This is a genomic window from Mesorhizobium sp. P2_C5_2 (assembly GCF_056404535.1).
In genome coordinates this window covers 323774-348796 of sequence record NZ_JBFUDV010000004.1, presented here as the reverse complement: position 1 = coordinate 348796, position 25023 = coordinate 323774, and the positions used below count along the sequence as shown (strand labels likewise).

At 62.0% G+C, this 25023-nt stretch carries 26 protein-coding genes; 9 read left to right on the top strand and 17 right to left on the bottom strand.

Annotated features, from left to right (window positions below; genetic code table 11):
- Positions 1-2 precede the first annotated feature (2 nt).
- Together AC1D1B_RS16830 and AC1D1B_RS16825 are read right to left on the bottom strand one after the other, a co-directional pair.
- Positions 3-455 carry an RbsD/FucU family protein gene (locus AC1D1B_RS16830; RefSeq protein WP_477333608.1) on the bottom strand — a complete coding sequence of 151 codons (453 nt, stop codon included), beginning with the start codon at positions 453-455 and terminating at the stop codon, positions 3-5.
- A 44-nt stretch (positions 456-499) separates the two neighbouring features.
- Positions 500-1552 carry an ABC transporter ATP-binding protein gene (locus tag AC1D1B_RS16825; RefSeq protein ID WP_477333607.1) on the bottom strand — a complete coding sequence of 351 codons (1053 nt, stop codon included), beginning with the start codon at positions 1550-1552 and terminating at the stop codon, positions 500-502.
- A gap of 273 nt (positions 1553-1825) precedes the next feature.
- Between AC1D1B_RS16825 and AC1D1B_RS16820 the strand changes: the two genes are divergently transcribed.
- The 3 genes from AC1D1B_RS16820 to AC1D1B_RS16810 all read left to right on the top strand — a co-directional run bounded on the left by AC1D1B_RS16820 (position 1826) and on the right by AC1D1B_RS16810 (position 5629).
- Positions 1826-3490 (top strand): ABC transporter substrate-binding protein, encoded by a 1665-nt coding sequence (locus AC1D1B_RS16820; RefSeq protein ID WP_477333606.1) that lies wholly within the window; start codon positions 1826-1828, stop codon positions 3488-3490.
- A 96-nt stretch (positions 3491-3586) separates the two neighbouring features.
- Entirely contained in the window at positions 3587-4702 is a 1116-nt protein-coding gene (locus tag AC1D1B_RS16815; protein ID WP_477333605.1) for a carbohydrate ABC transporter permease, read from the top strand.
- A gap of 9 nt (positions 4703-4711) precedes the next feature.
- The gene (locus tag AC1D1B_RS16810; protein WP_181060669.1) at positions 4712-5629 is read left to right on the top strand and encodes a carbohydrate ABC transporter permease; all 918 of its coding nucleotides are present in this window, start codon (positions 4712-4714) and stop codon (positions 5627-5629) included.
- Positions 5630-5903: 274 nt separating this feature from the next.
- On the opposite strand, the gene AC1D1B_RS16805 is transcribed toward AC1D1B_RS16810, so the two are convergent.
- Both AC1D1B_RS16805 and AC1D1B_RS16800 read right to left on the bottom strand, forming a co-directional pair.
- Positions 5904-6647, bottom strand: coding sequence for a creatininase family protein (locus AC1D1B_RS16805; RefSeq protein WP_477333604.1), 744 nt, complete (start codon positions 6645-6647; stop codon positions 5904-5906).
- Positions 6648-6652: 5 nt separating this feature from the next.
- Positions 6653-7219: an SIS domain-containing protein gene (locus AC1D1B_RS16800; RefSeq protein ID WP_477333603.1), complete on the bottom strand. Its 567-nt coding sequence runs from the start codon at positions 7217-7219 to the stop codon at positions 6653-6655.
- A 175-nt stretch (positions 7220-7394) separates the two neighbouring features.
- On the opposite strand from AC1D1B_RS16800, the gene AC1D1B_RS16795 reads away from it, so the two are divergent.
- A complete protein-coding gene (locus AC1D1B_RS16795; protein ID WP_477333909.1) occupies positions 7395-8417 on the top strand; it encodes an aldo/keto reductase in 1023 nt (340 codons plus the stop codon).
- Positions 8418-8497: 80 nt separating this feature from the next.
- On the opposite strand, the gene AC1D1B_RS16790 is transcribed toward AC1D1B_RS16795, so the two are convergent.
- The 4 genes from AC1D1B_RS16790 to clpP all read right to left on the bottom strand — a co-directional run bounded on the left by AC1D1B_RS16790 (position 8498) and on the right by clpP (position 13956).
- A complete protein-coding gene (locus AC1D1B_RS16790) occupies positions 8498-8770 on the bottom strand; it encodes an HU family DNA-binding protein (RefSeq protein ID WP_112392385.1) in 273 nt (90 codons plus the stop codon).
- Between the two features lie 301 nt (positions 8771-9071).
- On the bottom strand, positions 9072-11483 hold the full coding sequence (gene lon / locus AC1D1B_RS16785) for an endopeptidase La (RefSeq protein ID WP_477333602.1): 2412 nt from the start codon (positions 11481-11483) through the stop codon (positions 9072-9074).
- A gap of 274 nt (positions 11484-11757) precedes the next feature.
- Positions 11758-13032, bottom strand: a complete 1275-nt coding sequence (gene clpX / locus AC1D1B_RS16780; protein ID WP_477268012.1) for an ATP-dependent Clp protease ATP-binding subunit ClpX — start codon at positions 13030-13032, stop codon at positions 11758-11760.
- Positions 13033-13326: 294 nt separating this feature from the next.
- A complete protein-coding gene (gene clpP / locus AC1D1B_RS16775; RefSeq protein ID WP_477268010.1) occupies positions 13327-13956 on the bottom strand; it encodes an ATP-dependent Clp endopeptidase proteolytic subunit ClpP in 630 nt (209 codons plus the stop codon).
- Positions 13957-14274: 318 nt separating this feature from the next.
- Between clpP and AC1D1B_RS16770 the strand changes: the two genes are divergently transcribed.
- The gene (locus tag AC1D1B_RS16770; protein ID WP_477333601.1) at positions 14275-14865 is read left to right on the top strand and encodes a hypothetical protein; all 591 of its coding nucleotides are present in this window, start codon (positions 14275-14277) and stop codon (positions 14863-14865) included.
- Between the two features lie 21 nt (positions 14866-14886).
- Here AC1D1B_RS16770 and AC1D1B_RS16765 read toward each other — a convergent pair whose 3' ends face one another.
- Entirely contained in the window at positions 14887-15414 is a 528-nt protein-coding gene (locus tag AC1D1B_RS16765; RefSeq protein ID WP_477333600.1) for an SMI1/KNR4 family protein, read from the bottom strand.
- Between the two features lie 90 nt (positions 15415-15504).
- Here AC1D1B_RS16765 and AC1D1B_RS16760 point away from each other — a divergent pair, with 90 nt between their 5' ends.
- From AC1D1B_RS16760 to AC1D1B_RS16750, 3 genes are read left to right on the top strand one after another with little or no spacing between them, the layout of a single operon-like run.
- A complete protein-coding gene (locus AC1D1B_RS16760) occupies positions 15505-16755 on the top strand; it encodes a cytochrome P450 (RefSeq protein WP_477333599.1) in 1251 nt (416 codons plus the stop codon).
- Between the two features lie 20 nt (positions 16756-16775).
- Positions 16776-17843, top strand: a complete 1068-nt coding sequence (locus AC1D1B_RS16755; RefSeq protein ID WP_477333598.1) for a hypothetical protein — start codon at positions 16776-16778, stop codon at positions 17841-17843.
- Between the two features lie 48 nt (positions 17844-17891).
- Positions 17892-18596 carry a transporter substrate-binding domain-containing protein gene (locus AC1D1B_RS16750; RefSeq protein ID WP_477333597.1) on the top strand — a complete coding sequence of 235 codons (705 nt, stop codon included), beginning with the start codon at positions 17892-17894 and terminating at the stop codon, positions 18594-18596.
- 8 nt (positions 18597-18604) lie between these two features.
- Here AC1D1B_RS16750 and AC1D1B_RS16745 read toward each other — a convergent pair whose 3' ends face one another.
- The 7 genes from AC1D1B_RS16745 to AC1D1B_RS16715 form a co-directional block, all read right to left on the bottom strand.
- Positions 18605-18955, bottom strand: coding sequence for a cupin domain-containing protein (locus AC1D1B_RS16745; RefSeq protein WP_477333596.1), 351 nt, complete (start codon positions 18953-18955; stop codon positions 18605-18607).
- A gap of 2 nt (positions 18956-18957) precedes the next feature.
- Complete coding sequence (locus AC1D1B_RS16740; RefSeq protein ID WP_477333595.1) at positions 18958-20238, bottom strand: O-acetylhomoserine aminocarboxypropyltransferase; 1281 nt, start codon at positions 20236-20238, stop codon at positions 18958-18960.
- 182 nt (positions 20239-20420) lie between these two features.
- Positions 20421-20942, bottom strand: a complete 522-nt coding sequence (locus AC1D1B_RS16735) for a CoA-binding protein (RefSeq protein WP_477333594.1) — start codon at positions 20940-20942, stop codon at positions 20421-20423.
- A complete protein-coding gene (locus tag AC1D1B_RS16730) occupies positions 20939-21694 on the bottom strand; it encodes a GNAT family N-acetyltransferase (protein ID WP_477333593.1) in 756 nt (251 codons plus the stop codon). The genes AC1D1B_RS16735 and AC1D1B_RS16730 overlap by 4 nt, the downstream gene beginning before the upstream one ends.
- A gap of 2 nt (positions 21695-21696) precedes the next feature.
- Entirely contained in the window at positions 21697-22473 is a 777-nt protein-coding gene (locus AC1D1B_RS16725) for an AAA family ATPase (RefSeq protein ID WP_477333592.1), read from the bottom strand.
- Positions 22474-22482: 9 nt separating this feature from the next.
- The gene (locus AC1D1B_RS16720) at positions 22483-22905 is read right to left on the bottom strand and encodes a VOC family protein (protein WP_477333591.1); all 423 of its coding nucleotides are present in this window, start codon (positions 22903-22905) and stop codon (positions 22483-22485) included.
- Between the two features lie 12 nt (positions 22906-22917).
- Positions 22918-23739 carry an enoyl-CoA hydratase gene (locus tag AC1D1B_RS16715; RefSeq protein ID WP_477333590.1) on the bottom strand — a complete coding sequence of 274 codons (822 nt, stop codon included), beginning with the start codon at positions 23737-23739 and terminating at the stop codon, positions 22918-22920.
- 153 nt (positions 23740-23892) lie between these two features.
- Here AC1D1B_RS16715 and AC1D1B_RS16710 point away from each other — a divergent pair, with 153 nt between their 5' ends.
- Entirely contained in the window at positions 23893-24339 is a 447-nt protein-coding gene (locus AC1D1B_RS16710) for a PaaI family thioesterase (RefSeq protein ID WP_477333589.1), read from the top strand.
- An 18-nt stretch (positions 24340-24357) separates the two neighbouring features.
- Here the strand turns inward: AC1D1B_RS16710 and AC1D1B_RS16705 are convergent, their stop codons facing one another.
- Complete coding sequence (locus AC1D1B_RS16705; RefSeq protein ID WP_477333588.1) at positions 24358-24942, bottom strand: TetR/AcrR family transcriptional regulator; 585 nt, start codon at positions 24940-24942, stop codon at positions 24358-24360.
- Positions 24943-25023 lie beyond the last annotated feature (81 nt).

The window sequence follows — 25023 nt, the reverse complement described above, 5'->3', positions numbered from 1 at the left end:
GGCTACTCCGCATCCGGCGGCACGACGCCCTTGCGGAAGGCGAAGCAGCCATAGAAGCGGCGCTCGCCGGTCTGGATGACGCAATAGGCTTTTTTGGCGCGTTCGTAGAAAGTGTAGCGCTCGACCGAAATCATCGGCCAGGCCTTACCCTCGGCCTTGTCGATCTGTTTTTGCACCTCTTTTTGCACCGGAGGGATCTCGTTGGGCTTGCCGACGATCTCCATGCGCGCGGCAGAGTCGTCCACAAAGGTGTCCAGCGGATAGAGCGACAGCACCGCCTTGACCACGTCGGCGGCCGGCGCATCGATGCGCAGCAGCCTGCCGAGCACGGTCTGGCGCGCCACCGAATCGGCGGGGAAATTGGTGTCGGCGATGATCAGATCGTCGCCGTGGCCCATGGCCCTGAGCGCCTGGAGCACATCGGCGTTCAGCAACGGGTTGATCCCTTTGAGCATGGCAGTCCTCGTCAAGCAGGTTTCGTCAAAAATCGGTTGGAAAATCAGAGCCGGTTGCCGGTCTCGGCGTCAAAGAGATGGACCTGGTCGAGGCGCGGCTTGAGATTGAGCATGCCGCCCGGCTTGAAGTCGTGGCGCTCGCGAAACAGCGCCACCATCTCGCCGTCGCCGAAGCGCACGAAGACCAGCGTTTCGGAGCCGGTCGGCTCGACCACCGAGATTTTCGCCGGCACGCCGTCGGCGTGGATTTCGAGATGTTCGGGCCGCACGCCGTAGACCACGGCCTGGCCCTCCTTGGCGGCGCTGCCGGCAGCAATCGGGAACAGCGTGCCCGCTATCTCGACCTTGTCGCCCTTCCTGACCACGCCCTTGAGCAGGTTCATCGAGGGCGAGCCGATGAAGCCGGCGACAAACAGATTGGCCGGCCGGTCGAACAATTCCAGCGGCGCGCCGACCTGCTCGATGTGGCCGTCGCGCATGACGACGATCTTGTCGGCCATGGTCATGGCCTCGATCTGGTCGTGAGTGACGTAGATGGTGGTGGTCTTCAGCCGCTGGTGCAGTTCCTTGATCTCGGTGCGCATCTGCACGCGCAGCTTCGCATCGAGATTGGACAGCGGCTCGTCGAACAGGAACACCTGCGGATTGCGCACGATGGCGCGGCCCATGGCGACGCGCTGGCGCTGGCCGCCGGAGAGCTGGCGCGGATAGCGCTTCAGGTAAGGATTGAGGTCGAGAATGTCGGCAGCGCGCTTGACCCGCTCGGCGACCACGGCCGGGTCGGTGCCGCGCAGCTTCAGCGCGAAGGCCATGTTCTGCTCCACCGTCTTGTGCGGATAGAGCGCATAGTTCTGGAACACCATGGCGATGTCGCGCTTGGCCGGCGGCAGATTGTTGACGATGCGCTCACCGATGGCGATGGTGCCGCCCGAAACGGTTTCCAGCCCCGCCACCATTCTGAGCAGCGTGGACTTGCCGCAGCCTGATGGCCCGACCAGAACCACAAACTGGCCATCGGCGATATCGACGCTGACATCGTGCAGGACCTTGACGGTTCCGAACGCCTTGGCCACATTGGTGATCGCGACTTGAGCCATCGTCCCCCCTTTCCTCGCGGTGAAGCTAGCCATTGCCAACGGCAAGGGCAAGTCGGTATCTTATAGATAAAAAGTCATTCGTGTTGACAAGGTAATCGATTACGCGAATAGTGGCGAGTGCCAATCCGACAGTCGGATTTTTTCCCGAAAATCGGAGCTTCAGGCGACGCAGGGTGGGGTCCCACGTCCCCGTATGATAAAAGGAGAACCGCCGACGTTTCGGCGTCCGAGAGATTGGCATTTCAATTCACGACTGTGTTCTGGGAGGAATAGATGAGAGTCGGTCTGTACGAAAGATTCGTCCGCGCGGGTGCGACCCGGCGTGACATTCTCAAAGGCGCGGCCAGCATGGCCGCGCTCTCGGCGGCATCGGGTGCCGGTCTCGGCGCATTGACGCGTCCGGCTTTTGCCGCCGATGATCTGCGCGCGCAGTTGCTGCAGGTCCCCGGCGTCGGCAAGGGTCAACCGACCGACGCCGACTTTCAGAAGGTCGGTGAGATGTGTCTTGGCGCCACCAAGGCCAGTATCAAGCAAGGCGAGTTTGCCGGTGTCGAACTCACCTTCATGGGTCTCAACAACCTGAACCTGCACAATGTGCTGTATCGCGGCTTCCTGAAGGCGTGGGAAGATTATACCGGAGCCAAGTTCACCTGGATCGACCTGGCGCAGGCCGATTACAGCGCCCGCCTGCAACAGTCGATCGCCACCGGCACCGTCGACTTCGACGTCATCGAGATGGGTGCGCCCTTCGAAGGCGACGTCTGTGGCAAGGGGCTGGCCTCCGAGATGCCGGACTGGGTCAAGACCCAAATCGATATGGACGACCTGGTCAACTATCTCAAGCCGCCTGTCGGCACCTGGGATGGCAAGCAGTACCGCGTGACCGTCGACGGCGACGCGCACAATTTCAACTATCGCACCGATGTCTTCGCCGACAAGGGTCTCGCCGATGAGTGGAAAGCCGCTGGCAACACAACGCCCTGGGGCGTGCCGACCACCTGGCAGCAAGTGCAGGCCGTAACCAAGTTCCTCAAGGGCAAGAAATTCAACGGCCAGGACGTTTACGGTTACCTCGACGCGCCCAAAGGGTGGGGTGGCTTCGGCTTCTACTTCCTCGGCAGCCGCGCCACTGCCTATGCCAAGCATCCGGACGACAAGGCATGGCTGTTCGACGCCGACACGATGAAGCCGCGCATTAACAATCCGGCCTGGGTGCGGGCCATTCAGGACGTGATCGATGCGCTGCCGTCGGAACCGGCCGACCAGATCAATGCCGATCCGAACACCACCGCCTTCCAGCAATTCTTGGCCGGCACCGGTTCGATGGTCACCTGGTGGGGCGACGTCGGCTCCAACGTCAAGACCAACGATACTTCGGTAGTCGGCGACGTCACCGGATTTTCGATCCTGCCCGGCTCCGACGATGTCTACAATTCCAAGACAGGCAAGTGGGACAAGCTCGCCAGCGGCCCGAACTTTTCGCCGAACTGCGCCTATATCGGTTGGGGCGTCTATGTCATGGCCCGCGTCGACAGCGACGAAAAGAAGAAGAAGGCGGCCTGGTCGGCAGCTGCACATCTCGGCGGCAAGGACCTGTCGCTTTGGTGCGCGGCGTATCCGTCGGGCTTCCAGCCCTACCGCAAAAGCCATTTCAACATTCCGGAATGGGTGGCGGCCGGCTACGACGAGGCGTTCATCACCTCGTATCTCAAGTCGGAAGCCGACAGCTACAACCATCCGAACGCCGCCATCGAGCCGCGCATCCCCGGCATCTTCCAGTATTACAGCACCGCCGAGGATATCCTGGCCAACACCTTTGCCGGCAAGATGAAGGCGCAGGAAGGCGCCGACGCGATTGCCGCCGCCTGGGAGAAGCTGACCGACCAGATCGGCCGCGAAAACCAGGTCAAGCTCTACAAAGCCTCGCTTGGCATGTAGGCTTATCCTATCGTGATAACGGTCCGGCGGCGCAAGCCGCCGGATCTGACCGGCTCGGGCCGGTCGCAGGTTTAGTTTTTAGACGGACGGGGACGCGTGGCTGACCAGACCACCAATGCATGGCCGGCAAACGCCGGTCCAGCCGATCTGATCTCGCCAGGCCGCAAGCGGGCGGGTTTTGCCCTGATGGCCGCCGCCACGCTTGGCCTGCTGGCGGTGATCGCGCTGGAGATCCTCTACAAGAGTGAAGTCACCACGCTCGGTTTCGAGACCTGGCGCCCCATCGTCTACGCCTATGTGCTGTGGGGCGTGGCGCTCGGCGTCGGCCAGGTGCTGACGCGCGGCGAGGACGGCCAGCGCGCCCTGTTCCTGCTTCCGGCGCTGCTGTTCACCATCGCCATGGTGATCTTCCCGACGCTGTTCGGCTTCTACATCGCGCTGACCGACTGGAACCTGTCGTCCTTTTCCGGCCGCAAGTTCAACGGGCTCGACAATTTCTGGCAGATGCTGGCCGACCCGTACTACCGCAACGCGCTGTTCAACATGGTGCTCTACGTGCTCGCGGTGCTGGTCGAATATGCGATCGCCTTTGGCCTGGCGCTGCTGCTCAACGCGCAGATCCGGGCGCGCAAATTCTTCCGTGTCGTCTTCCTGATGCCGCTGATGCTGTCGCCTGTCGCGGTGTCGTGGATGATCGGCAAATCGCTGATGGAATACCGCTTTGGGCCGGCGGCGACGCTGGCGCGCCATCTCGGCTGGGAGAACCCCGCCTTCTTCTCCAACCCGATCACCGCTCGCATCTCGATCATGGTGCTCGATGCCTGGACCTTCATCCCGTTCATGATGATCATGCTGCTTGCCGGCCTGCAGGCGATGTCGCGCGACGTGCTGGAGGCGGCGCGCGTCGACGGCGCCACGACCTGGCAGACCTTCTGGCAGGTCACCTTCCCGCTGATGCTGCCGGTGTCGGTCACGGCGGTGATCCTGCGCATCATCTTCAAGCTGAAGCTTGCCGACATCATCATCACCGTCACCTCAGGCGGCCCCGGCGGCGCCACGGATTCGGTGTCGAGCTTCATCTACCGCGAATATCGCGACCGATCGAATGTCGGCTACGGCACCATGCTGGCGATGGCCTATCTCGTCATCATCGTCGTCTTCGTGACCTGGCTGTTGAAATTCGCCAACCGCTTCGTGCGCAATGTGAACTGACGGGGGAGCATGAGCGTCCAGACCACCGACTATGTCGCTTCGGAAATCCGCTCGCCGGTGGGCTTTTTGGCCAACCGCGTCTTCATCTATGGCGCGCTGGCGTTCTGGGCCTTCATCTGCCTGTTCCCGATCTACTGGACGATCTCGACCTCATTCAAAACGGCCGTGGACGTTACCCAGGGCCACCTCATCCCGTTCGTCGACTTCCAGCCGGACTGGAAGGGCTGGCGCTCGCTCGGCCTGTCGCCGGATTCGATCTTCCAGACGTCGACGGTGCGCGAGGAATTCTTCAAGCGCTTCATGAATTCGGTCATCACCTCGGTCGGCGCGTCGAGCCTGGCTATCGTCATCGGCAGCCTTGCCGCCTATGGGCTGACCCGGTACCGTTATCAATTCGCCTGGTTCAAGAACGAGGACATCTCGTTCTTCTTCCTGTCGCAGCTGATCCTGCCGCCGGTGGTGCTGGCCCTGCCCTTCCTGGTGCTCTACCGCGAAGTCGGCCTGCTCGACACGCGCATCGGCCTGATCCTGCTCTATACGCTGATGGTGCTGCCGATCGTCATCTGGATCATGCGCGACCAGTTCAACTCGATACCCGTCGAGCTCGAGGAAGCAGCCCTGGTCGACGGCCTGTCGATCTGGGGCGCCTTCCTGCGCATCGTCATGCCGATCGCGCTGCCGGGCATGGTCGCGGCCTTCATCCTGGCGATGGTGCTATGCTGGAACGAGTACTTCTTCGCCGCGCTGCTGACCTCGACCGATGCCAAGACCATTCCGGTGATGGTGGCGAGCCAGACCGGCTCACAGGGTATCAACTGGTGGTCGATGGCAGCGCTTGCCACCGCCGCGATCGCACCGCTTGCGGTCATCGGGATTGCGCTTGAACGCTATCTGATCATGGGCATGACGGCGGGTGCGGTGAAGTAGGGCGAGCGGCGGCCCCCATCGCTTCGTCATCCTAGGGCGAAGCAAGGAGCGAAGCGACGCGGCGCAGACCCTAGGATCCATGCCGTGACATCGACGCGCCGCCACGGTGAAGAAACTTTTGACGCCAGGAAGGCCGCTGCGAACCGCTTCTATCCTGCACCGCAGCGTTCTTTGGCCGCGGTCACGGCATGGATCCTAGGGTCTCCGCGACGTCGCTTCGCTCCTGCTTCGCCCTAGGATGACGAAATACCAAAGCCGTCCGACGATCTCGTAGCTAGCGCCTGAGGATCTCTCGCAGATGATCCATGATCATCGCGACGCCCTTCTGCCCCAGCTCCGCCGATGCGTCCTTGGCACTCGCCGTATACCAACTGGTATTCTCGCCAAAACGGCTGGCATCGACTGCTTCCGGGCACAGCGCCAGCATCAGTGACGTCTCGCCGATGCCTGCATGGTCGAACGGATACTTGCCGTTCATGGCGGCCGACATCAGCGGATGCACCTGCACCCAGTTGAAGAAGTTTTCACCGGCGGCGTGACCGGCATAATAGTCGGCCATCTCGTTTGAGCCCCACCAGCCCTCGCCGCGCTGCTTCTCCAGGAAGCGGAAGATCGCCTGGCGGCCGGCGGCCTTGAAGGCGAGATCGGTCGGCATGCCGGCCACAAAGTTCTCGGTCTGGTGGTGGATGATGGCGTGAATGTTGCGGAAGCCGATGCGCATCAGGCTGTAGAACAGCTCTTCACCAAACGGCGCCAGCTGATTGCCGCCGACCTGCACCGAGCCGCTGCCTTCAGGTGCCGCCACCGCATAGCTCGCCGCGCCGTAATAGAAAGCCGGCAGGATGACGATGTCGGCCTCCTTTTCGTAGAGCTCCAGCGTCTTGATGACGGCCAGCGTGTCCATGCCGACGGCCATGTGTTCGCCGTGATATTCGAGCACGCCGAGCGGGAGGACAACCGGCCAGTTCTCGGCGATCGCCTTGCGGATCTGGTGCGGCAGCATCAATGCGTAGCGCATCGCGCCTACTCCATGTTGGTGTGGCGCGCGCGCATGGCCTCGGACGATTGGCCGGTCAGCCCCTTCAGCTTGAGCACCATCACCTCGAACAGCAGGAACAGCGCGCCTTCGAAGACCGAGCCCATCGGCAACAGCGACGTCCTTTGTGGCCCCTGGTCACGGGCCATGGTCTGTGCCGGGATGAGCAAGGTGAAGTCGGCGAGTGCGGTCGCACTGCCCGCAGCCTCGGCTGTGAGCAGCAGCACCGTCGCGCCGGCCTGGCGGGCGACTTGCATCAAGGTGAGCACCGTCGTGGTCTCGCCCGGGCCGGAACTGACCAGGAAGACGTCACCGGGGCCAAGGGGTGGCGTGTTCATGTCGCCGACCACCGACACGTCAAGCCCGAGGTGATAGAGCCGCATGGCGAGGCCCTTGAGCTGCAAGGCCTCGCGGCCGCAGCCATAGACGACGATCTTCTGCGCGCGGGCCAGCGTTTCGCAAGCGGTGTCGATGCCGGCTTCGTCGACGCTCGCCAGCACGGCGCCCAGCTCTTGCAGGGCAGTCGCGAACATATCCGAGCCGGCATTCGTCATCAGAGTCCGCCAGGGTTGTGGCCGGGATTTCCGGTTGCGCATTTGCGGGGAAAGGCTTGTTTTTGTTCATGCTATCACCGCGAAAATGCGTGTCCAACAGCCGCTGCGGCTTTTGCTGTGCCAGCGGCGTGATAGTGTCATGTCAGACAAATCAATCCAGGAAATCTTAAGCGACATGAAGACACGGCATTTCGACCGCATCGGCAATGGCGGCATCGACTTCACCGAGCTTGGCTTCGGCAGTGCGCCGCTCGGCAATCTCTACCGCGCCGTCCCCGACGAGGATGCCAGTGCGACGCTGGAGGCTGCGTGGGCGACCGGCTGCCGCTACTACGACACCGCGCCGCTCTATGGGCTGGGCCTGGCGGAAACACGCCTCAATGCCTTCCTGCGCGGCAGGAAGCGCGATGACTATGTGCTGTCGAGCAAGGTCGGCCGCCTGCTGCGCGCCTGTCCGCCGGAGGAGCGAACCGGCATCGGCAAGTTCTTCGACACACCCACGCGCAAGGAAGTCTACGATTACAGCTATGATGGCGTCATGCGCTCGTTCGAGGCCTCGCTGGAGCGGCTCGGCGTCGACCGCATCGACATCCTCTTCGTCCACGACCTCGACATCTTCACCCACGGTAGCAAGGAAGCGTCCGACCAGCGCATCGAGGACTTCATGGCCTCGGGCTATAACGGACTGCTTGCCCTGCGCGACCAGGGCGTGATCAAGGCGTTCGGCGGCGGCATCAACGAATGGGAAGTTTGCCAGACACTGGCCGAACGTGGCGATTTCGACCTGTTCCTGCTGGCCGGGCGCTACACGCTGCTGGAGCAGGAGGCGCTTCAATCCTTCCTGCCGCTCTGTGAGCAGCGCGGCATCGGCATCGTGCTCGGCGGTCCCTACAATTCCGGCATCCTGGCGACCGGGCCGAAGCCAGGCGCCTATTACAATTACTCCGAGGCGCCGCAGGACATCATGGATCGCGTCGGGCGCATCGAGGCGGTCTGCAAGCGCCATGGCATCAGGCTGATCGAGGCGGCGCTGCAATTCCCGCTGCTGCACCCTTCCGTTGTGTCGGTGATCCCCGGTGGCCAGCGGCCGAGCGAAGTCGAAAGCAACCGCGCCCTGCTCGACGCCAGGCTGCCGGCAGCGCTGTGGGCCGAGCTAAAGCAGGAAGGCCTGATGCGCGCCGATGCACCGGTAGGCTAACGACCCGCCTCAGCGACAAGGCAAAAGAAAAGCCGGGCAAGCCCGGCTTTTCGACATTCTCAGAAAAAGAAAAAATGGTCTTAGTTGACCGCGTCCTTGAGGCCTTTGCCGGCCGAGAACTTCGGCACGGTGCGCGCCGGAATCTTCACTTCCGCGCCAGTCTGCGGGTTGCGGCCAGTCGAAGCCGCGCGCTTGGAGACGGTGAAATTTCCGAAGCCGACGAGCCGTACATCGCCGCCCTTCTTCAGTTCGCCAGTGATGACGGAGAACACCGCATCGACCGCCGACTGTGCGTCACCCTTCGAAATGCTCGCGGATTCGGCGACAGCGGAAACCAGTTCGTTCTTGTTCATAAAAATTCCCTTCCATGAGAAAAACCGGAAATCTTCGACTCATCCGGCAGGAAACGGACTTTAGAAAGAAGCGCTCCCGCAACCAAGTCGAAAAGCGGGAAAAAAGTTGGAAAAAGCCCGGAAAAGGTGGGTTTTTCACATGAAAAAGCCGGGCGCAAGGCCCGGCTCTCTCTTTGTGCACTGCAACTTTAGCTAAAACTAACGCATGGCCCCGAAAACCGCAGTCGGTTTTCGGAAAGGACCATGCGCCAGTCTAGAGTGCCAGAGCGTCCTTTGCGCGTCCAAGTGGACGCGCGGCGCTCTAGTGTGCAAGCGACTTTCCAGCATCGTCAACGGTATCGGTCGTGGCCGGTGGATTGACCGGCTCGACCCACTCGATCGGCTCCGGCATACGCACCAGCGCATGTCTCAGAACCTCGCCGACGCGTGAGACCGGAATGATCTCCATGCCGTTCTTCACATTGTCCGGAATCTCCGCCAGATCCTTGGCGTTGTCTTCCGGGATCAGCACCTTCTTGATGCCGCCGCGCAGTGCGGCGAGCAGCTTTTCCTTGAGGCCGCCGATCGGCAAGATGCGGCCGCGAAGCGTTATCTCGCCAGTCATCGCCACATCGGCCCGGACCGGAATACCTGTCATGACAGACACGATGGCTGTCGCCATGGCAGCACCGGCAGACGGACCGTCCTTCGGCGTGGCGCCTTCCGGCAGGTGAACGTGGATGTCACGCTTGTCGAACAGCGGCGGCTCGATGCCGAAATCGATGGCCCGCGAGCGGACATAGGAGGCCGCCGCCGAGATCGATTCCTTCATCACGTCGCGCAGATTGCCGGTCACCGTCATGCGGCCCTTGCCGGGCATCATGACGCCTTCGACCGTCAGCAGCTCGCCGCCGACTTCCGTCCACGCAAGACCGGTGACGACACCGACCTGATCGTCAGCCTCGACCTGACCGAAGCGGAAGCGCTGGACACCGAGGTAATCGGCGAGGTTCGCCGCCGTGATGTTCACCGTCTTCTTCTTCGTCTTCAGGATCTCGGTCACCGCCTTGCGCCCGAGCTTCATCAGCTCGCGCTCCAGGCTTCTGACGCCCGCTTCACGGGTGTAGGTCTGGACGATGCCGCGGATCGCGTCCTCGCCGACGGAGAACTCCTTCGGCTGCAGCGCGTGATCGCGGATCACCTTGGGCATCAAGTGCCGCTTGGCGATCTCGATCTTCTCGTCCTCGGTGTAACCGGCGATACGGATGATCTCCATGCGGTCCATCAAGGGCGCAGGGATGTTCAGCGTGTTCGCCGTCGTCACGAACATCACGCTCGACAGATCGTATTCGACCTCGAGGTAATGGTCCATGAACGTCGAGTTCTGTTCCGGATCGAGCACCTCGAGCAAGGCCGAAGACGGATCACCGCGGAAGTCCTGGCCCATCTTGTCGATCTCATCGAGCAGGAAGAGCGGGTTGGACTTCTTGGCCTTCTTCATCGACTGGATGACCTTGCCGGGCATCGAGCCGATATAGGTGCGGCGGTGACCACGGATCTCGGCCTCGTCACGCACGCCGCCCAGCGCCATGCGGATGAACTCGCGTCCAGTCGCCTTGGCGATCGACTTGCCGAGCGAGGTCTTGCCGACGCCGGGAGGGCCGACGAGGCACAGGATCGGCCCCTTCAGCTTCTTCTGGCGGCTTTGCACGGCGAGATACTCGACGATGCGTTCCTTGACCTTGTCGAGACCGAAATGATCGGTATCGAGCACGTTCTGCGCAAACGCCAGGTCCTGCTTGACCTTGGAGTTCTTGCCCCACGGGATCGACAGGATCCAGTCGAGATAGTTGCGCACGACGGTCGATTCAGCCGACATCGGCGACATCGTCCTGAGCTTCTTCAACTCGGCTTCCGCCTTTTCGCGGGCCTCCTTGGAGAGCTTGGTCTTCTTGATGCGCGCCTCGATCTCGGCGGCCTCGTCGCGGCCGTCTTCGCCTTCGCCGAGCTCCTTCTGGATCGCCTTCATCTGCTCGTTGAGGTAGTATTCGCGCTGCGTCTTCTCCATCTGGCGCTTGACGCGCGAGCGGATGCGCTTCTCCACCTGCAGGACGGAGATTTCGGCTTCCATGAAGCCCATCGCCTTTTCCAGCCGCTCCTTGACGGACAGCGTGGCCAGCATTTCCTGCTTCTCGGGGATCTTGATGGCGAGGTGCGAGGCAACCGTATCGGCGAGCTTGGAATAGTCGTCGATTTGGCTGGCAGCGCCCACCACTTCGGGCGAGATCTTCTTGTTCAGCTTGACGTAGTTTTCGAAGTCGGTGACGACCGAACGGGCGAGCGCCTCGACCTCAACCTCTTCCTCTTCCGGCTCGACCAGCGCCGCGGCGCGGGCTTCGTGGAAGTCCGGACGGTCGGTGAACGAGACGATTTTGGCACGCGAAGCGCCTTCGACCAGCACCTTGACGGTGCCGTCGGGCAGCTTCAGCAATTGCAGCACATTGGCGAGCGTGCCGATGTCGAAGATCGCATCGGGCTCGGGATCGTCATCGGCGGCATTCATCTGGGTGGCAAGCAGGATCTGCTTTTCCTGACCCATAACCTCTTCCAGCGCCTTGATCGACTTTTCACGCCCGACAAAGAGCGGAACGATCATGTGCGGGAACACCACGATGTCGCGCAGTGGGAGGACTGCGAAGACGCCGTCGCTGGGAGCCTTGGATACTTTGGCCATTGTCCAACCTTTCATGTCGCGGCCGCTAATTGAGCCAACCGCGAATCTCATATTAACGACCGTGGGTCGTTCCGCCTACCACCGTTTGTGACGGGAGTTTTACAGCACAGAATATGCCACCACGGCCTTCTGTTGTTAGTTGGATGCACGAGGGGCAAAGATCAAGGGTCAGCACGGTCCGTTCATCCACTCCGTCACAAGGCTTGGTACCTCACCACAGCAAAACGGCGCCCAACGGGCGCCGTTCCATAAAAAGGTCGGGCCAGATGCCATATCAGGCACTGACGTTGCCCTTCTTTTCCTTCTGCTCGGAATAGATGTAGAGCGGCCGGGCGCTGCCGGTCACCACTTCTTCCGAAATCACCACTTCGCGCACGCCTTCCAGCGCCGGCAGTTCGAACATGGTGTCGAGCAGGATCGCTTCCATGATCGAGCGCAGGCCACGGGCGCCGGTCTTGCGGTCGATGGCGCGCTTGGCGATCGCCGACAGTGCATTCTCGTGGAAGGTCAGGTCGACGCTCTCCATCTCGAACAGCCGCTGATACTGCTTGACCAGCGCGTTCTTCGGCTCGGTCAGGATCTGGATCAGCGCCGGCTCGTCGAGGTCTTCCAGCGTCGCCAGAACCGGCAGACGGCCGACAAACTCGGGGATGAGGCCGAACTTCAAGAGATCCTCGGGCTCGACCAGGCGGAACACGTCGCCGGTGCGGCGATCCTCAGGCGAAGCGACGATGGCGCCGAAGCCGATCGAAGTCTTCCGGCCGCGATCCGAGATGATCTTGTCCAGCCCGGCGAAGGCGCCGCCGCAGATGAACAGGATGTTGGCGGTATCGACCTGCAGGAATTCCTGCTGCGGATGCTTCCTGCCGCCCTGCGGCGGCACGGAGGCGACCGTGCCTTCCATGATCTTCAGCAGCGCCTGCTGCACGCCCTCGCCCGACACGTCGCGGGTGATCGAGGGGTTGTCGGACTTGCGCGAAATCTTGTCGATTTCGTCGATGTAGACGATGCCGCGCTGGGCGCGCTCGACATTGTAGTCGGCCGACTGCAGGAGCTTCAGGATGATGTTTTCGACGTCCTCACCGACATAACCGGCTTCGGTCAGGGTCGTGGCGTCGGCCATGGTGAAGGGCACATCGATGATGCGGGCGAGCGTCTGGGCGAGCAGCGTCTTGCCGCAGCCGGTCGGGCCGATCAGCAGGATGTTGGACTTCGCCAGTTCGACGTCGTTGTTCTTGCCGGCGTGCGCCAGGCGCTTGTAGTGGTTGTGAACGGCCACCGACAGCACGCGCTTGGCGTAGGGCTGGCCGATGACATAGTCGTCGAGAACCTTCAGGATCTCCTGCGGGGTCGGCACGCCCTCGCGTGACTTCACCATCGAGGTCTTGTTCTCCTCGCGGATGATGTCCATGCACAGCTCGACGCATTCGTCGCAGATGAAGACCGTCGGGCCGGCGATCAGCTTGCGCACTTCGTGCTGGCTTTTGCCGCAAAACGAGCAATAAAGCGTGTTCTTGGAATCACCGCTGTTGTTGCCGACCTTGCTCATTTCCCTGTCCTTTCATCGCCGCCCGCCGATGGTCTGGCTGAAAAGGGCGGATATTCTATCTATCGCGGGAATTCGCCGCCGCCAGTGCCCGGCTCCCGCAACGCATTCCGTACGAAACACAAATCAGAAAACGTGGCAATGATTCGCGGCAACCCCGCACAAAGCTAAGCCGTCGAAAATCAACATAGCATTAACGTAGGCAATCCCATCCGCCGAGGGAACAGCCAATTGTGGCCGAAATGCCGCAAATCCCAGCAAAAGCGCGTTATCCCGCCATCCAACTGCCATGCAGCCTTATGCGGCAGCGCCTTCCGCCGGCTCGCGCGACGAAATGACCTTGTCGATGAGGCCGAAATCCTTGGCTTCGTCGGCGGTCATGAAATGGTCGCGGTCGAGGGTCCGTTCGATCTCCTCGTAGCTCTTGCCGGTGTGCTTGACATAGACCTCGTTGAGGCGGCGCTTCAGCTTGACGATGTCCATGGCGTGGCGCTCGATGTCGGAGGCCTGGCCCTGGAAGCCGCCGGAAGGCTGGTGAACCATGATGCGGGCGTTCGGCGTGGCAAAACGCATATCCTTGTGGCCGGCGGTCAGAAGCAGCGAGCCCATCGACGCCGCCTGGCCGATGCACAGCGTCGACACCGCCGGCTTGATGAACTGCATGGTGTCGTAGATCGCCATGCCCGAGGTCACCACCCCGCCGGGCGAGTTGATGTAGAGGTTGATCTCTTTCTTCGGGTTCTCGGCCTCGAGGAACAAAAGCTGTGCACAAACCAGCGTCGCCATGCCGTCTTCGACCGGGCCGGTGATGAAAATGATGCGCTCCTTCAGGAGGCGCGAGAAAATGTCGTAAGCCCGCTCGCCGCGATTGGTCTGCTCGACCACCATCGGAACGAGGTTCATGTAGGTTTCGACGGGGTTCTTCATGGACTATCCCTTTTTGGAGATGGGGATTCCGGCGCCGGGAACATTAGCAATCGGGCAGAATCGGTTCTGGACGGTTAGGATGTAAATAGGATGCCGGCTCACCCTAGCGCAAGGCCGCCTTCTCCTAGCCATCTGGTTAAGTCGAATCAAGGTTTCCGCGCAAGGGGAAGCCCGAACGCGGCCGGCCGTGTTTTCGGGTGTAGCAATTCCTTAACCGCATCGCTTAACGAAATGCGGTGAAACCGCTTTCCCCAGGAGAACCATACCCTACAATTCAACGTTGAACCTGCGTTTTCGCGTTCAAACAGGGGGAGTGCCATGATCAGGAAAACAGCTTCCTTGGCCATTGCCAGCCTTGCCGGTCTCGGCATGGTGTCCGAAGCAGTTGCCGGCGGCAGGGCAGTCGAATGCTATGAGCCGGTGCATAGGCCCGCGCTCTACGACACCGTCTATGAAGACGTCATGGTCAGCCCGGGCGGGCAGTTGGTCGATTACGACCCGCCGATCTATGGCACGCTCGAGCGCGTCGAGCAGATCGCGCCGCCCCGCGTCACCTATGAGGTCGTGCCAGCCATCACCCGCACTGTTTACCGCACGGTCCAGGTCGACAATGGCGGCTATGCCTGGGAGTGGCGCGTCATCCACGGCCGCCGGGTGCTGTGCAAGGTCTGGCGCAAGGCTCGCTATGCGCGTGTCGCCGAAACGGTCGTCGTTGAACCGGAGCGCACCCGTCGGGTTGTGCTGCCAGCCGAATATGAGAGCGTTGCCCATGAAGTGCTGGTGCGGCCGGAGCGGCGGCAGGTCACCGAGATCGCGCCATCATACCAGAGGGTGGCGCGCCGGGTGGTGGTGCAGGAAGGCTCGACCAGCTGGCGCCGCGTGCATATCGCGAGGCACTGCCAGGATTAGAGCGAGGCGCTTCGTCGAGGGCTATTGAGGAGCCGACTTCGCGTTGGCCGCCATGACAACGTTGTTCCAGAACCGCACATACTCAAAATGCTGGTCGCGCGTCAGCCAGACCCTATTGGCCGGATCGACCGTATCTCCGCCGAGCAAGACCGGCTTGAGCTCCGCAAGTTGCATTCCCGAGAGGGAACTGTTGGCCTGCTCGGGCTTCAGGGTTCTAGTCCAATCACCAAAATCCTTTGCGACGGCAATTGCAAATTCCCAACTCATGCCGACGAATGGAACGAGAACCACGGACATGGCCGGTGAGCGCATGTCAAATCCATAGGCCTCCGCGCTGCCGTCGGAGCCAAACAAAAGCAGCCCAGGCGCGAGGGTGTGAACGCGGTATCCGCTGTTGAACGGTACCAACTGCTCCGCGCTCCAGGTAACGACGAGATCGTCACCGCAAACCCATTCGCCCCCGTCATGCTGATTAAGAAAATCAACGTAAGACGACGGAAGCGACCGTTTTAGCCCAGCCAGTATGGTCTCTGCTGAAATGTCCGGCATGGTACCTGTCAGGTTGGCTCAGTTTTTTGGGGCAGCCGAGGCCAACATACGGTCTGGCGCCGGGCTGGCAAGCCGCGCTAGTGATCGGCCATGACCGATTTTACGCCACCACCTTACCTAGCCTTTGATCCAGCCTCGCGCCGCCTGAGGCTTGATCCGCACGAGCCGGCGTTTTTCCAAGATCCTTATGAGGCCTATGCCTTCCTGCACGGGCGATCGAACGCTTTCTTCTGGGAGGAATTCGGCTTCTGGTGCTTTGGCGGCTTTGACGACGTCAACCGGCTGCTGCGCGACCGCCGCTTCGGCCGACAGAACCCGGCTGGCATCCCCGACAGCCGCGGCATCGACGAGGATCGCACGCATTTGATCGCCTTCGACGGCATCGAGACCAATTCGATACTGGAGCTGGAACCGCCGGTGCACACCAGGCTGCGGACGCTGGTCAACCGCGCCTTCGTCTCGCGCCAGGTCGAGCGGCTGCGGCCGCGCGTGGAAGCGCTGGCCAACGAGCTGATCGACCGGTTCCAACCGAGTGGAGTGGACCTGTTGCCTGCTTTCGCCGCGCCGTTGCCGATCACCATCATCGCCGAAATGCTTGGCGTGCCAGTGGAGATGGGGCCGCAACTGCTCGACTGGTCGCACCAGATGGTGGCCATGTACATGCATGGCCGCACCCGCGAAACCGAGGAGACGGCCAATCGCGCCGCGCGCGATTTCTCCGACTTTTTGCGCGGCTATGTCACCGAGCGGCGCAAGCAGCCGGGCGACGATTTGTTGTCGCTGCTGATTGCGGCGCAGGAGGACGGCCAGAAACTGTCCGAGGACGAACTGGTCTCGTCCGCCATCCTGCTGCTCAATGCCGGCCACGAAGCGACGGTGCACCAGACCGGCAACGCCGTGCGCACGCTGCTGGCGCAAGGTGGCGACCCCGCCCGCTTCTTCACCTCGCCGGAGGCGACCGCGGCCACCGTCGAGGAGTGCCTGCGCCTCGACGCGCCACTGCACATGTTCACCCGCTATGCCCATCAGGAGATCGAGGTAATTCCGGGCGTTGTCGTACAACCGGGCGAGACGATCGGCCTGCTGCTCGGCATGGCCAACCATGACCCCGTCGCCTTTGCCGAACCAGGCGCCTTCCGGCCCGGCCGGCCGGACCAGAAAAATGTCTCGTTCGGCGCCGGTATTCATTTCTGCATCGGCGCGCCGCTGGCGCGGCTTGAATTGCAGGTGTCGCTGAAAACGCTGTTCGAGCGGCAGCCGCGACTCCATCTTGCGGAGCAGCCGCGCTTCCGCGACACTTACCACTTCCATGGGCTGGAAAGGCTCGCCGTCGGGTTCTGACGCGAGGCTGGGGTGGCGCAATGAGGCTGTTTTCGACAAGGGCGATGGCGTTCGCCCTGGTACTGTCTTGCGCAGGCATCGCCACCGCATGGGCGCAGCGGCAGCCGGAGAACATCCCGCAGGAAAACAGCGACGCCATCGCCCGTGCCCTGGCAGGGCCTCTGCTCCAACGCCAGATCGGTGCCGCGGTGCCCGCGGACAAATTCTCGGCCTATGAGGTCGATTTCAATCTCGACGGATTCTCTGAAATCTACGTCTACGTCCCGGATCCAGCCTGCGACGGAGTGAAGTGCGGACTGTTCCTGTTCGTGCTGGAAGACGACAGCTATCGCGAGGTTCTCGGCGACATTCCGGGCGCAAGGCTGACGCGCGCGGACAGGGTGGCGCTCGGCGCCTTCAAACGCAACGGCTTCATCGACCTGCAGCTCGACGAGAAGCTGTTTGGCTGGGCGGGCGACCGCTATGCTGACGTTTCGACCTTCCCAGCCACCTCGCTCGACGGTGCCGCCTTCATTGCTGCCTGCCAGAAAAGCAGATCAAACGAACAGCCCGAAGAAGGCGAGGCCGAAAGGGTCGCGGGAGAATGCCAATGCCAGTTCAACCGCTTTCAGGCGATCGGCTTCGCACAGACCGACCTCGATCAATATGCCGCCTCGCTCGGCGAGAAATTCGACTATCCCAGTGGTGACAAGGAGAAGGCCTGGCAGGCCATCGCCACCAACGCAAGCGACACCGCAACTGGCTGCGATATCATCGGCGGCAAGAGCCAGTGGCAGCCGGCCTATTTCAACCATGGCGACCAGACGCAAGAGAAACTCGAATTCAATGCGTTCATCAGCGCCTGCCCTACGCAGGATTTCATCCTGACCAACCGCAAGATCGGCTCGCCGGACCGGGCACTTGGGCTCTGCGGCTGCCTGGCACGCGAAATGCCGACGCAAGGGGTGAAGCAGGAAGGGCTCGACCTGCTGACGCAATATTATCGCGATGAGATATCCGATAGTGATGTCGATGCCGGAAACGCCGACCTTTTGGCCGAGCACGACAAGGCCTCCGACGCATGCCTCGGCCAGTTTCCGGCGAAATAGCCGACCGCCAGCGACAAACCGTAGCGCCGGAATGATAGGGTCGAGCCGATGAGATTCGCGTTCCTGCAAGAACCTCCCTTCTGCTTTACCGACCCCTCCGGGGCACTGCACGGTTGCGACGCCAGGCTGGCCGAGAAAGTCTGCGCATTGCTGGCGGAGCCATTTTCATCGGTCAAGACTGAGTTTGCCGAACTGCTCCCCGGGCTGGTCGATGGTCGATGGGACATGACTACGGGCCTGTTCGTGTCGGCAGAGCGCAGGATGCTCGTCGACTTCACCCGGCCGATCTGGATGCTGGCTGACGGGCTTCTGGTCGCCAAGGGCAACCCGCGTGCCTTCGACGGCTACCGGTCCGTTGCCGAGGATCAGGCAGCCTTGATCGGCATCATATCAGGCCAGATCCAACACCAGACAGCCCTGCAAAACGGTGTTCCGCCCGAGCGCATCAAGGTCTTCGCCACGCAGGCTGAAGCGGCTGACGCTGTCGCTGCTGGTGCGGTGCATGCCTATGCCAGCGTCGCCATGGCGCATCGCGGCTATCTCGGCAGGCACCCCGATGCGACGCTCACCGTCATCGACGTTCCCGCGGCGGAAAAACAGCCGGCCGCCGGTGCCTTTGCGCTGGCCAAGGGCAATGCGGCGTTGCGCCGGCGCATCGATTCCTGCCTCGACGATGTGCTGGGCAGTTCCTGGCACCGCGAGATGATGAGCGAGTACGGATTTTCCGGCGCCGACATCGATCACCTTCTGTGAATCCGGGGCTAGAGCTTGATCACATACTCCTTGCGGGTCGTTTCAAGCACTTCCCAGCTGCCTCTAAAGCCGGGCCTGAGCACGAAGCTGTCGCCGGCGCGCACCGTGCGCGCCTCGCCGCCGTCCTCGGCAACCACCGAGACGCCGGACAGGATGTGGCAGAACTCCCATTCGTCATAGACGATGCGCCATTTGCCCGGCGTCGCTTCCCAGATCCCGGCATAGAGGCCGCCGTCACGCTCCTCGACGTTCCATGTGCGGAATTTCGGATCGCCCGCTATCAGGCGGTCCGGCGCCGGCGCGCCATGTTCGGCGTCGACGCTGTCGACGCCGACGGACAGGAATTTCGGCTCGGCCATGATCAAACCTTGGCCAGGGCCTGTTCCAGATCGGCGACGATGTCGTTGACATCCTCGATGCCGATGGAAAGCCGGACGGTGTCCGGCCCAGCACCGGCCTTGACCTTCTGCTCGTCGGAAAGCTGGCGGTGCGTGGTCGAGGCCGGATGGATGACCAGCGACTTGGTGTCGCCGACATTGGCGAGGTGCGAGAACAGTTCGAGCGCCTCGACGAACTTGACACCGGCCTGGTAGCCGCCCTTCAGGCCGAAGGTGAAGACAGCGCCGGCGCCGAGCGGCGAGTACTTCTTCTGCAGCGCGTTGTTCTTGTCGCTTGGCAGGCCGGGATAGGACACCCAGGCGACCTTGGGATGATTGGATAGCCAGCCGGCGACGGTGACCGCATTGTCGCAGTGGCGCTGCATCCTGAGCGGCAAGGTTTCCAGGCCGGTCAGGATCAGGAAGGCATTGAAGGGCGATATCGCCGGGCCGATATCGCGCAGGCCAAGCACGCGCGCGCCGATGGCAAAGGCGAAGTTGCCAAAAGTTTCGTGCAGGACGATGCCGCCATATTCCGGGCGCGGCTCCGACAGCATCGGATATTTGCCCGATTTCGACCAGTCGAAAGTGCCACCGTCGACAATGGCGCCGCCGATCGAATTGCCGTGACCGCCGATGAACTTGGTCAGCGAGTGAACGACGATGTCGGCGCCGTGCTCGATCGGCCGCACCAGATAGGGCGAGGCCAGCGTGTTGTCGACGATCAGCGGCAGGCCGTGCTTGCGGGCAATGTCGCCGATCTTCTCAATGTCGACGAAGGTGCCGCCCGGATTGGCCAGGCTTTCGATGAAGATCGCCTTGGTCTTGTCGTCGATCTGACTCTCGAAGGTCGAGATGTCGTTGGTGTCGGCCCAGCGTACCTGCCAGTCGAAATTCTTGAAGGCGTGGCCGAACTGGTTGATCGAGCCGCCGTAAAGCCTTGTCGCGGCGACGAAATTGTCGCCGGGGCGCATGAGGTTGTGGAACACCAGCACCTGCGCGGCATGGCCCGAGGCGACGGCAAGTGCTGCCGTGCCGCCTTCAAGGGCGGCGATACGTTCTTCCAGCACCGCCTGGGTCGGGTTCATGATGCGGGTGTAGATGTTGCCGAACGCCTTCAGCCCGAACAGCGAGGCGGCATGATCGGCATCGTCGAAGACGAAGGAGGTCGTCTGATAGATCGGCGTGGCGCGCGCACCCGTCGCCGGGTCTGGCTTGGCGCCGGCATGGACGGCGAGCGTGCTGAAACCGGGCGTACGGGTCATCGAAACCTCCCTCTCCTGAACCTTCTGAAAATCGCCGGGCATTCTTGGCGAAGCCCGGACGCGAATGCAAAGAAGAAAATACCTTTCGGCGGATCATCTGCGATGAACGCGCAGGAAAATCCACTTCTTCCCGGAATAATATTCTGCCTGGGCGGCAATGCGTCCGCCGGCGTTCCCGCACATCACTTCTGGCGCACGCCAAAGCTCTGGAATCCGGACCGCATCAAGGGCTTCTTCGACGACAGTACGCCCGAGTTGACGCCGGTCCAGCCGATCTCGCCGGACAGCTTGCCGTATTCGATCTTCGGGCAGCGGTTCATCACCACCTTGATGCCGGCCGCCTCGGCGCGCGCTGCCGCTTCGTCATTGCGCACCCCAAGCTGCATCCATAGCACTTTTGGCAAAGGGTCCAGCTTCAGCACCGCATCGACAATGCCAGGCACTGCTGCGGAGGCGCGAAAAATGTCGACCATGTCGACCGGCTCGGGCAGATCGGCAAGGCTGGCATACGTCATGCGGCCGAGGATTTCCTTGCCGGCCTGCCCGGGATTGATCGGGAACACCAAAAAGCCCTTGGCCAGCAAATATTTCAGCACGAAAAAGCTCGGCCTGACGTCATTGGCCGACGCGCCGACCATGGCGATGGTCTTCACCGAATTGAGGATGCCGCCGATATAGGCATTGTCGTAGGCGTCGTGGTTCATCCGGCAATCGCCTTCCTGCGGTAGTGATATCGGTAGAGTTCACGGCTGAACCCAAGCGAGGCATAGAGCGCGCGACCCGGCGCATTGTCGGCGACGACCTGCAGGCAGGCCGCCGAGGCCCCTGCCCCCCGCGCCCAGCCGATGAGACTGCCAACCGTCTTGCGGCCGAGGCCTTGCTGCCGAAACCTGCTGTCGGTTTCAACCGACTCCACCACAAGCAGGCGATCGCGGATGACGCCATAGGCCAGGGCGGCAATTTCGCTGTCGCGCCCGCAAGACACGAACGCCTTGTCGCCGACGATCAGCCCAGGCATTTCGCGAAAAACGCGGCGATCCGTGTCGTCATAAGCGCCCATGCGGAATCGCGCCGCGAACCAGTCCTCATCAGGCGTAGGCGAAACGGTGACGTGCTCGTCGCTGACATCAGCCAGCTCGTCGATCGCACCATAGAGATGAATGGTTCCGCCTTCGAGGTCGTAGCCTTGGCAGTCGAGGAGCGCGTCCATCTCGGCAGCGATGTCGGCAACCCGAAACAGTGGCGTCTGGCCATGGCCGGCATAGAATGCCTCGGCCGCCTCAAGCACCTTGTCAGGCGCACCGCGCTTGCCGCGCAAGGGATTGACCGAGTTGCTGCGCCGGATCCGGCCACCGGAGCGCCTGAGCAGCCAGCCGTCAACGACCGTTTCAACCGCTGCCGGCCAGGCTTCACGGCAAGCCTGTTCGCTCTGCCAGTTGAGATCGTCGTCGCTCATCGTCACTTTTCGTCTTCCCGCAGCGCCTCTTCCATAAACGCCTGCGGGTCGATGCAGAAGTCGCGCATCATGCGAAAATGATCGGTGTCGCTGAAATCGGTCGGATCAAGGCCGAAGCGGCTGATGCGAAACAGCCGCGCGCCCGGACAAGCCATCAGCAGCGGCGAATGCGTCGCCATGATTACCTGCGCAGTGCCCGACTGGTCCATGCGACGCAGCATTTTGAGCAATTCGATCTGGCGCGATGGCGACAGCGCGCTTTCAGGTTCGTCGAGGATGTAGATGCCTTGCCGGCGGCAGCGCTCCTCGAAGAAGCGGATGAACCCTTCGCCGTGCGACCACGACAAAAAGTCCGGCGGCGTCCCGCCGGACTCCCTGGCCGCCTCGTCGAGGTAACGGGCAACGGAATAGAAGGATTCAGCGCGGAAGAACCAACCGGCGGTAACCTTCGGCAGCCAGTGGCAACGAAAACTGTTGGCCAGCCCGGCACCGCTGTTGTCGATGGCACGAGAATGGTCGACGGGCCTATAGCCCTTGCCGCCGCCGGCTTCGTCGTAACCGGCCAGAGCGCCGATGGCTTCCAGCAGCGTCGATTTGCCGGTGCCGTTTTCGCCGACAATGATGGTGATCGGTGTGGTGAATTCGAGTTTGAATTCGTGGCCGCGAAACAGCGGCAGGTTCCAGGGGTATTTTTCCCAGTCAGCCACCCGCTCAGGATCGAGCAGGATGCGCTTGAGGTAAGGCGCCTTCAGCCGCGTCAGTTGCTTGCGGTACGCCATCCCCGGCGGTCAGTCCGGCAGCGAGATGGTGCCGTCTTCCGCGATCGGAAAGGCCGGATTGTGCGCGACTTCCCAGACATGGCCGTCGGCATCGGCGAAATAACCGTACCACCCGCCCCAGAAAGCGCGGCCAGCCGGCTTGACGATCCTGCCACCGGCCTTCTCGGCCGACGCCAGCACTTCGTCGACCTCGGCGTCGGAGCGGGTGTTGTAGGCGAGGTAGACGGCCGACGGCGCCTTGGCGAAGGTGATGCCTGAATCTTCTTCGGCGCTTGGGCGCGGAAACAGGCCGAGAATGACGCCGCCCATCTGGAAGAAAGCGACGCCGTCAGTGATACCGGCATGACGCTTCAGACCCATTGCCTCGTAGAAGCGCACGGCGCGCTCAAGATCGTCGGTGGCGATGGTGATGATCGAGATGCGCGGTTCCATGGGTCGAAAAACCTATTCCTCCGTCCATTGCGGCTTGCGCTTGCCGATGAAGGCGCCGATCCCTTCTTCTGCATCGCGCGCCAGCATATTCTCGACCATGGTGCGGCCGGTAAAGGCATAGGCGTCGGCCAACCCCATCTCGGCCTGCGCGTAAAAGGCCTCCTTGCCGGTCTTGATCACCAGAGATGATTTGGAAGCAATGGTTTGCGCGTATTTGGTGACGATCTGATTCAAATATTCTCGCGGCACGACGCGGTTGACCAGGCCGAACTCCTTGGCCGTTGCCGCATCGATGGTCTCGCCGGTCAGAAGCATCTCCATAGCGTGCTTGCGCGACACGTTGCGCGACAGCGCCACCATCGGCGTCGAGCAGAACAGGCCGATATTGACGCCCGGCGTGCAGAAAGTGGCCTCATGCGAGGCAATGGCGAGGTCGCAGCTGGCGACCAGCTGGAGCCCGGCGGCGGTGGCGAGGCCATCCACTTCGGCGATCACCGGGAGTGGATGGCGTACAATCTGCTGCATCAGGGCCGCGCAGGCCGAAAATGTCTGCTCGAAGAACGCCTTGCCCTTGTCGGCGTCGGCGCGACGCGCGGTCAGTTCCTTGAGGTCATGGCCGGCACAGAAAACCTTTCCGGCCGCCGCCAGGACGATGACGCGGACGGATCTATTGGCGTTTGCATGGTCGAGTTCGGCACTCAGCGCTGCCATGACGGCAAGCGACAAGGCATTGGCGGGCGGGTTGGCGAGCGTCAGGCGCAGCACGCCCTTGTCCAGCCGGGCGATGACCGGCCCATCTATGGCAGCAGGTTTGATGGCAAGGATTTCGGCCATGATAAGGTCTCCGCGATTCCGCTGGGCGCCGCCAGACTATCTAATATCGAATCGGGTTTCATCAACACCCATCGCTTGCGCCAGAAGGGTGAAGGTGTTGCCAGAAACGCGCCATTGCGTTCATACAGGCCCGGCACAGAACGAGAGACCGACATGCCCGCCCAGGACAATCTCAAGCCGGTGCTGACGGCGACCGAAGTCAATGCGCTGATGGCCAGCGTCTACCCGCAGCTCAACGACGAATTCACTTCATACGAAGCGCTCAAAGTGTTTCCTGGCGGCTGCACGGTTCGGCTCAACGCAAACGAGCGGCATTTGCGGCCCGGCGGCACCGTCTCAGGGCCGTCGCTGTTCACGCTGGCCGACATTGGCGGCTATGTCTGCGTGCTCAGTCATGCCGGGCCGGACGCGCTGTCGGTGACCACCAACCTCAACATCAATTTCATGCGCAAGGCCGAGGCCGGGCCGATCGACGGCCATTGCCGCATTCTGAAGCTGGGCAAGAGCCTGATGGTGTTCGACATCGACATCGTTGCGGGACCGGAGGGACACACGGTGGCGCATGCCACGGGCACCTATTCGATCCCGCCGAAGCGATAGCCGAATTCCTGCCGCCAATTATTTGTCAGCCAGCGGTCCCAAGATTTGCAGAACCGTCTCAAGAATGAGGCGACGCAAGTTTGCAGGCCTATCGAGGTGACTGGCGATGAGCAGCCCATCGCTGGCAACGGTGAGGATATCGGCGGTGGTTTCGGAATCCGAACTGCCGTCGGCCACAAGCAGGCCGCGCAGCAGGTCGCGCTTCCAACGCCTATGCTCATCGATCGCCTGCCGTACCGGATGGCTCGGGTCGGGATATTCGGCGGCAGCGTTCAGAAACGGGCAGCCGCGGTAGCCAGGCTGGGCGGCGGCGTCCGCAACAAGATCAAAGATAGCCAGGATCGAATCCCGCGCCGATCGCTCGCTGATCTTGTCGATCATCGCCCTTCCTTGCCGGCTTTGATTCTGAATGTACGCGCGGACGAGTTCATCCTTGGCCGGAAAATACTTGTAGAAAGTGGCCTTGGCCACACCTGCCTCGGCGATGATCCGGTCGATGCCGACCGCGTGCACGCCCTCGGCATAGAACAGGTTCGTGGCTGTATCGAGTATGCGGCTGCGCGCAGCACTCTCCCGGCCGATGTCAGTAGCGTGGTCCACCATATCGAATACCCTTTGACGTCGACCCTTTTCCGTCATACAGACAGACTTGTCTAGTAGACAAACTTGTCTGCCCTTAAACGA

What these genes read in the sequence shown, in the direction of transcription:
- AC1D1B_RS16740 (WP_477333595.1), bottom strand. Translation starts at nt 20,238, where the DNA reads ATGACCCGTACGCCCGGTTTCAGCACGCTCGCCGTCCATGCCGGCGCC.
- AC1D1B_RS16710 (WP_477333589.1), top strand. Translation starts at nt 23,893, where the DNA reads ATGCCCGCCCAGGACAATCTCAAGCCGGTGCTGACGGCGACCGAAGTC.
- AC1D1B_RS16820 (WP_477333606.1), top strand. Translation starts at nt 1,826, where the DNA reads ATGAGAGTCGGTCTGTACGAAAGATTCGTCCGCGCGGGTGCGACCCGG.
- lon (WP_477333602.1), bottom strand. Translation starts at nt 11,483, where the DNA reads ATGGCCAAAGTATCCAAGGCTCCCAGCGACGGCGTCTTCGCAGTCCTC.
- AC1D1B_RS16770 (WP_477333601.1), top strand. Translation starts at nt 14,275, where the DNA reads ATGATCAGGAAAACAGCTTCCTTGGCCATTGCCAGCCTTGCCGGTCTC.
- AC1D1B_RS16800 (WP_477333603.1), bottom strand. Translation starts at nt 7,219, where the DNA reads ATGACGAATGCCGGCTCGGATATGTTCGCGACTGCCCTGCAAGAGCTG.
- AC1D1B_RS16810 (WP_181060669.1), top strand. Translation starts at nt 4,712, where the DNA reads ATGAGCGTCCAGACCACCGACTATGTCGCTTCGGAAATCCGCTCGCCG.
- AC1D1B_RS16725 (WP_477333592.1), bottom strand. Translation starts at nt 22,473, where the DNA reads ATGGCGTACCGCAAGCAACTGACGCGGCTGAAGGCGCCTTACCTCAAG.
- AC1D1B_RS16765 (WP_477333600.1), bottom strand. Translation starts at nt 15,414, where the DNA reads ATGCCGGACATTTCAGCAGAGACCATACTGGCTGGGCTAAAACGGTCG.
- AC1D1B_RS16750 (WP_477333597.1), top strand. Translation starts at nt 17,892, where the DNA reads ATGAGATTCGCGTTCCTGCAAGAACCTCCCTTCTGCTTTACCGACCCC.
- AC1D1B_RS16795 (WP_477333909.1), top strand. Translation starts at nt 7,395, where the DNA reads ATGAAGACACGGCATTTCGACCGCATCGGCAATGGCGGCATCGACTTC.
- AC1D1B_RS16830 (WP_477333608.1), bottom strand. Translation starts at nt 455, where the DNA reads ATGCTCAAAGGGATCAACCCGTTGCTGAACGCCGATGTGCTCCAGGCG.
- AC1D1B_RS16805 (WP_477333604.1), bottom strand. Translation starts at nt 6,647, where the DNA reads ATGCGCTACGCATTGATGCTGCCGCACCAGATCCGCAAGGCGATCGCC.
- AC1D1B_RS16715 (WP_477333590.1), bottom strand. Translation starts at nt 23,739, where the DNA reads ATGGCCGAAATCCTTGCCATCAAACCTGCTGCCATAGATGGGCCGGTC.
- AC1D1B_RS16730 (WP_477333593.1), bottom strand. Translation starts at nt 21,694, where the DNA reads ATGAGCGACGACGATCTCAACTGGCAGAGCGAACAGGCTTGCCGTGAA.
- AC1D1B_RS16755 (WP_477333598.1), top strand. Translation starts at nt 16,776, where the DNA reads ATGAGGCTGTTTTCGACAAGGGCGATGGCGTTCGCCCTGGTACTGTCT.
- clpX (WP_477268012.1), bottom strand. Translation starts at nt 13,032, where the DNA reads ATGAGCAAGGTCGGCAACAACAGCGGTGATTCCAAGAACACGCTTTAT.
- AC1D1B_RS16745 (WP_477333596.1), bottom strand. Translation starts at nt 18,955, where the DNA reads ATGGCCGAGCCGAAATTCCTGTCCGTCGGCGTCGACAGCGTCGACGCC.
- clpP (WP_477268010.1), bottom strand. Translation starts at nt 13,956, where the DNA reads ATGAAGAACCCCGTCGAAACCTACATGAACCTCGTTCCGATGGTGGTC.
- AC1D1B_RS16760 (WP_477333599.1), top strand. Translation starts at nt 15,505, where the DNA reads ATGACCGATTTTACGCCACCACCTTACCTAGCCTTTGATCCAGCCTCG.
- AC1D1B_RS16720 (WP_477333591.1), bottom strand. Translation starts at nt 22,905, where the DNA reads ATGGAACCGCGCATCTCGATCATCACCATCGCCACCGACGATCTTGAG.
- AC1D1B_RS16705 (WP_477333588.1), bottom strand. Translation starts at nt 24,942, where the DNA reads ATGGTGGACCACGCTACTGACATCGGCCGGGAGAGTGCTGCGCGCAGC.
- AC1D1B_RS16735 (WP_477333594.1), bottom strand. Translation starts at nt 20,942, where the DNA reads ATGAACCACGACGCCTACGACAATGCCTATATCGGCGGCATCCTCAAT.
- AC1D1B_RS16825 (WP_477333607.1), bottom strand. Translation starts at nt 1,552, where the DNA reads ATGGCTCAAGTCGCGATCACCAATGTGGCCAAGGCGTTCGGAACCGTC.
- AC1D1B_RS16790 (WP_112392385.1), bottom strand. Translation starts at nt 8,770, where the DNA reads ATGAACAAGAACGAACTGGTTTCCGCTGTCGCCGAATCCGCGAGCATT.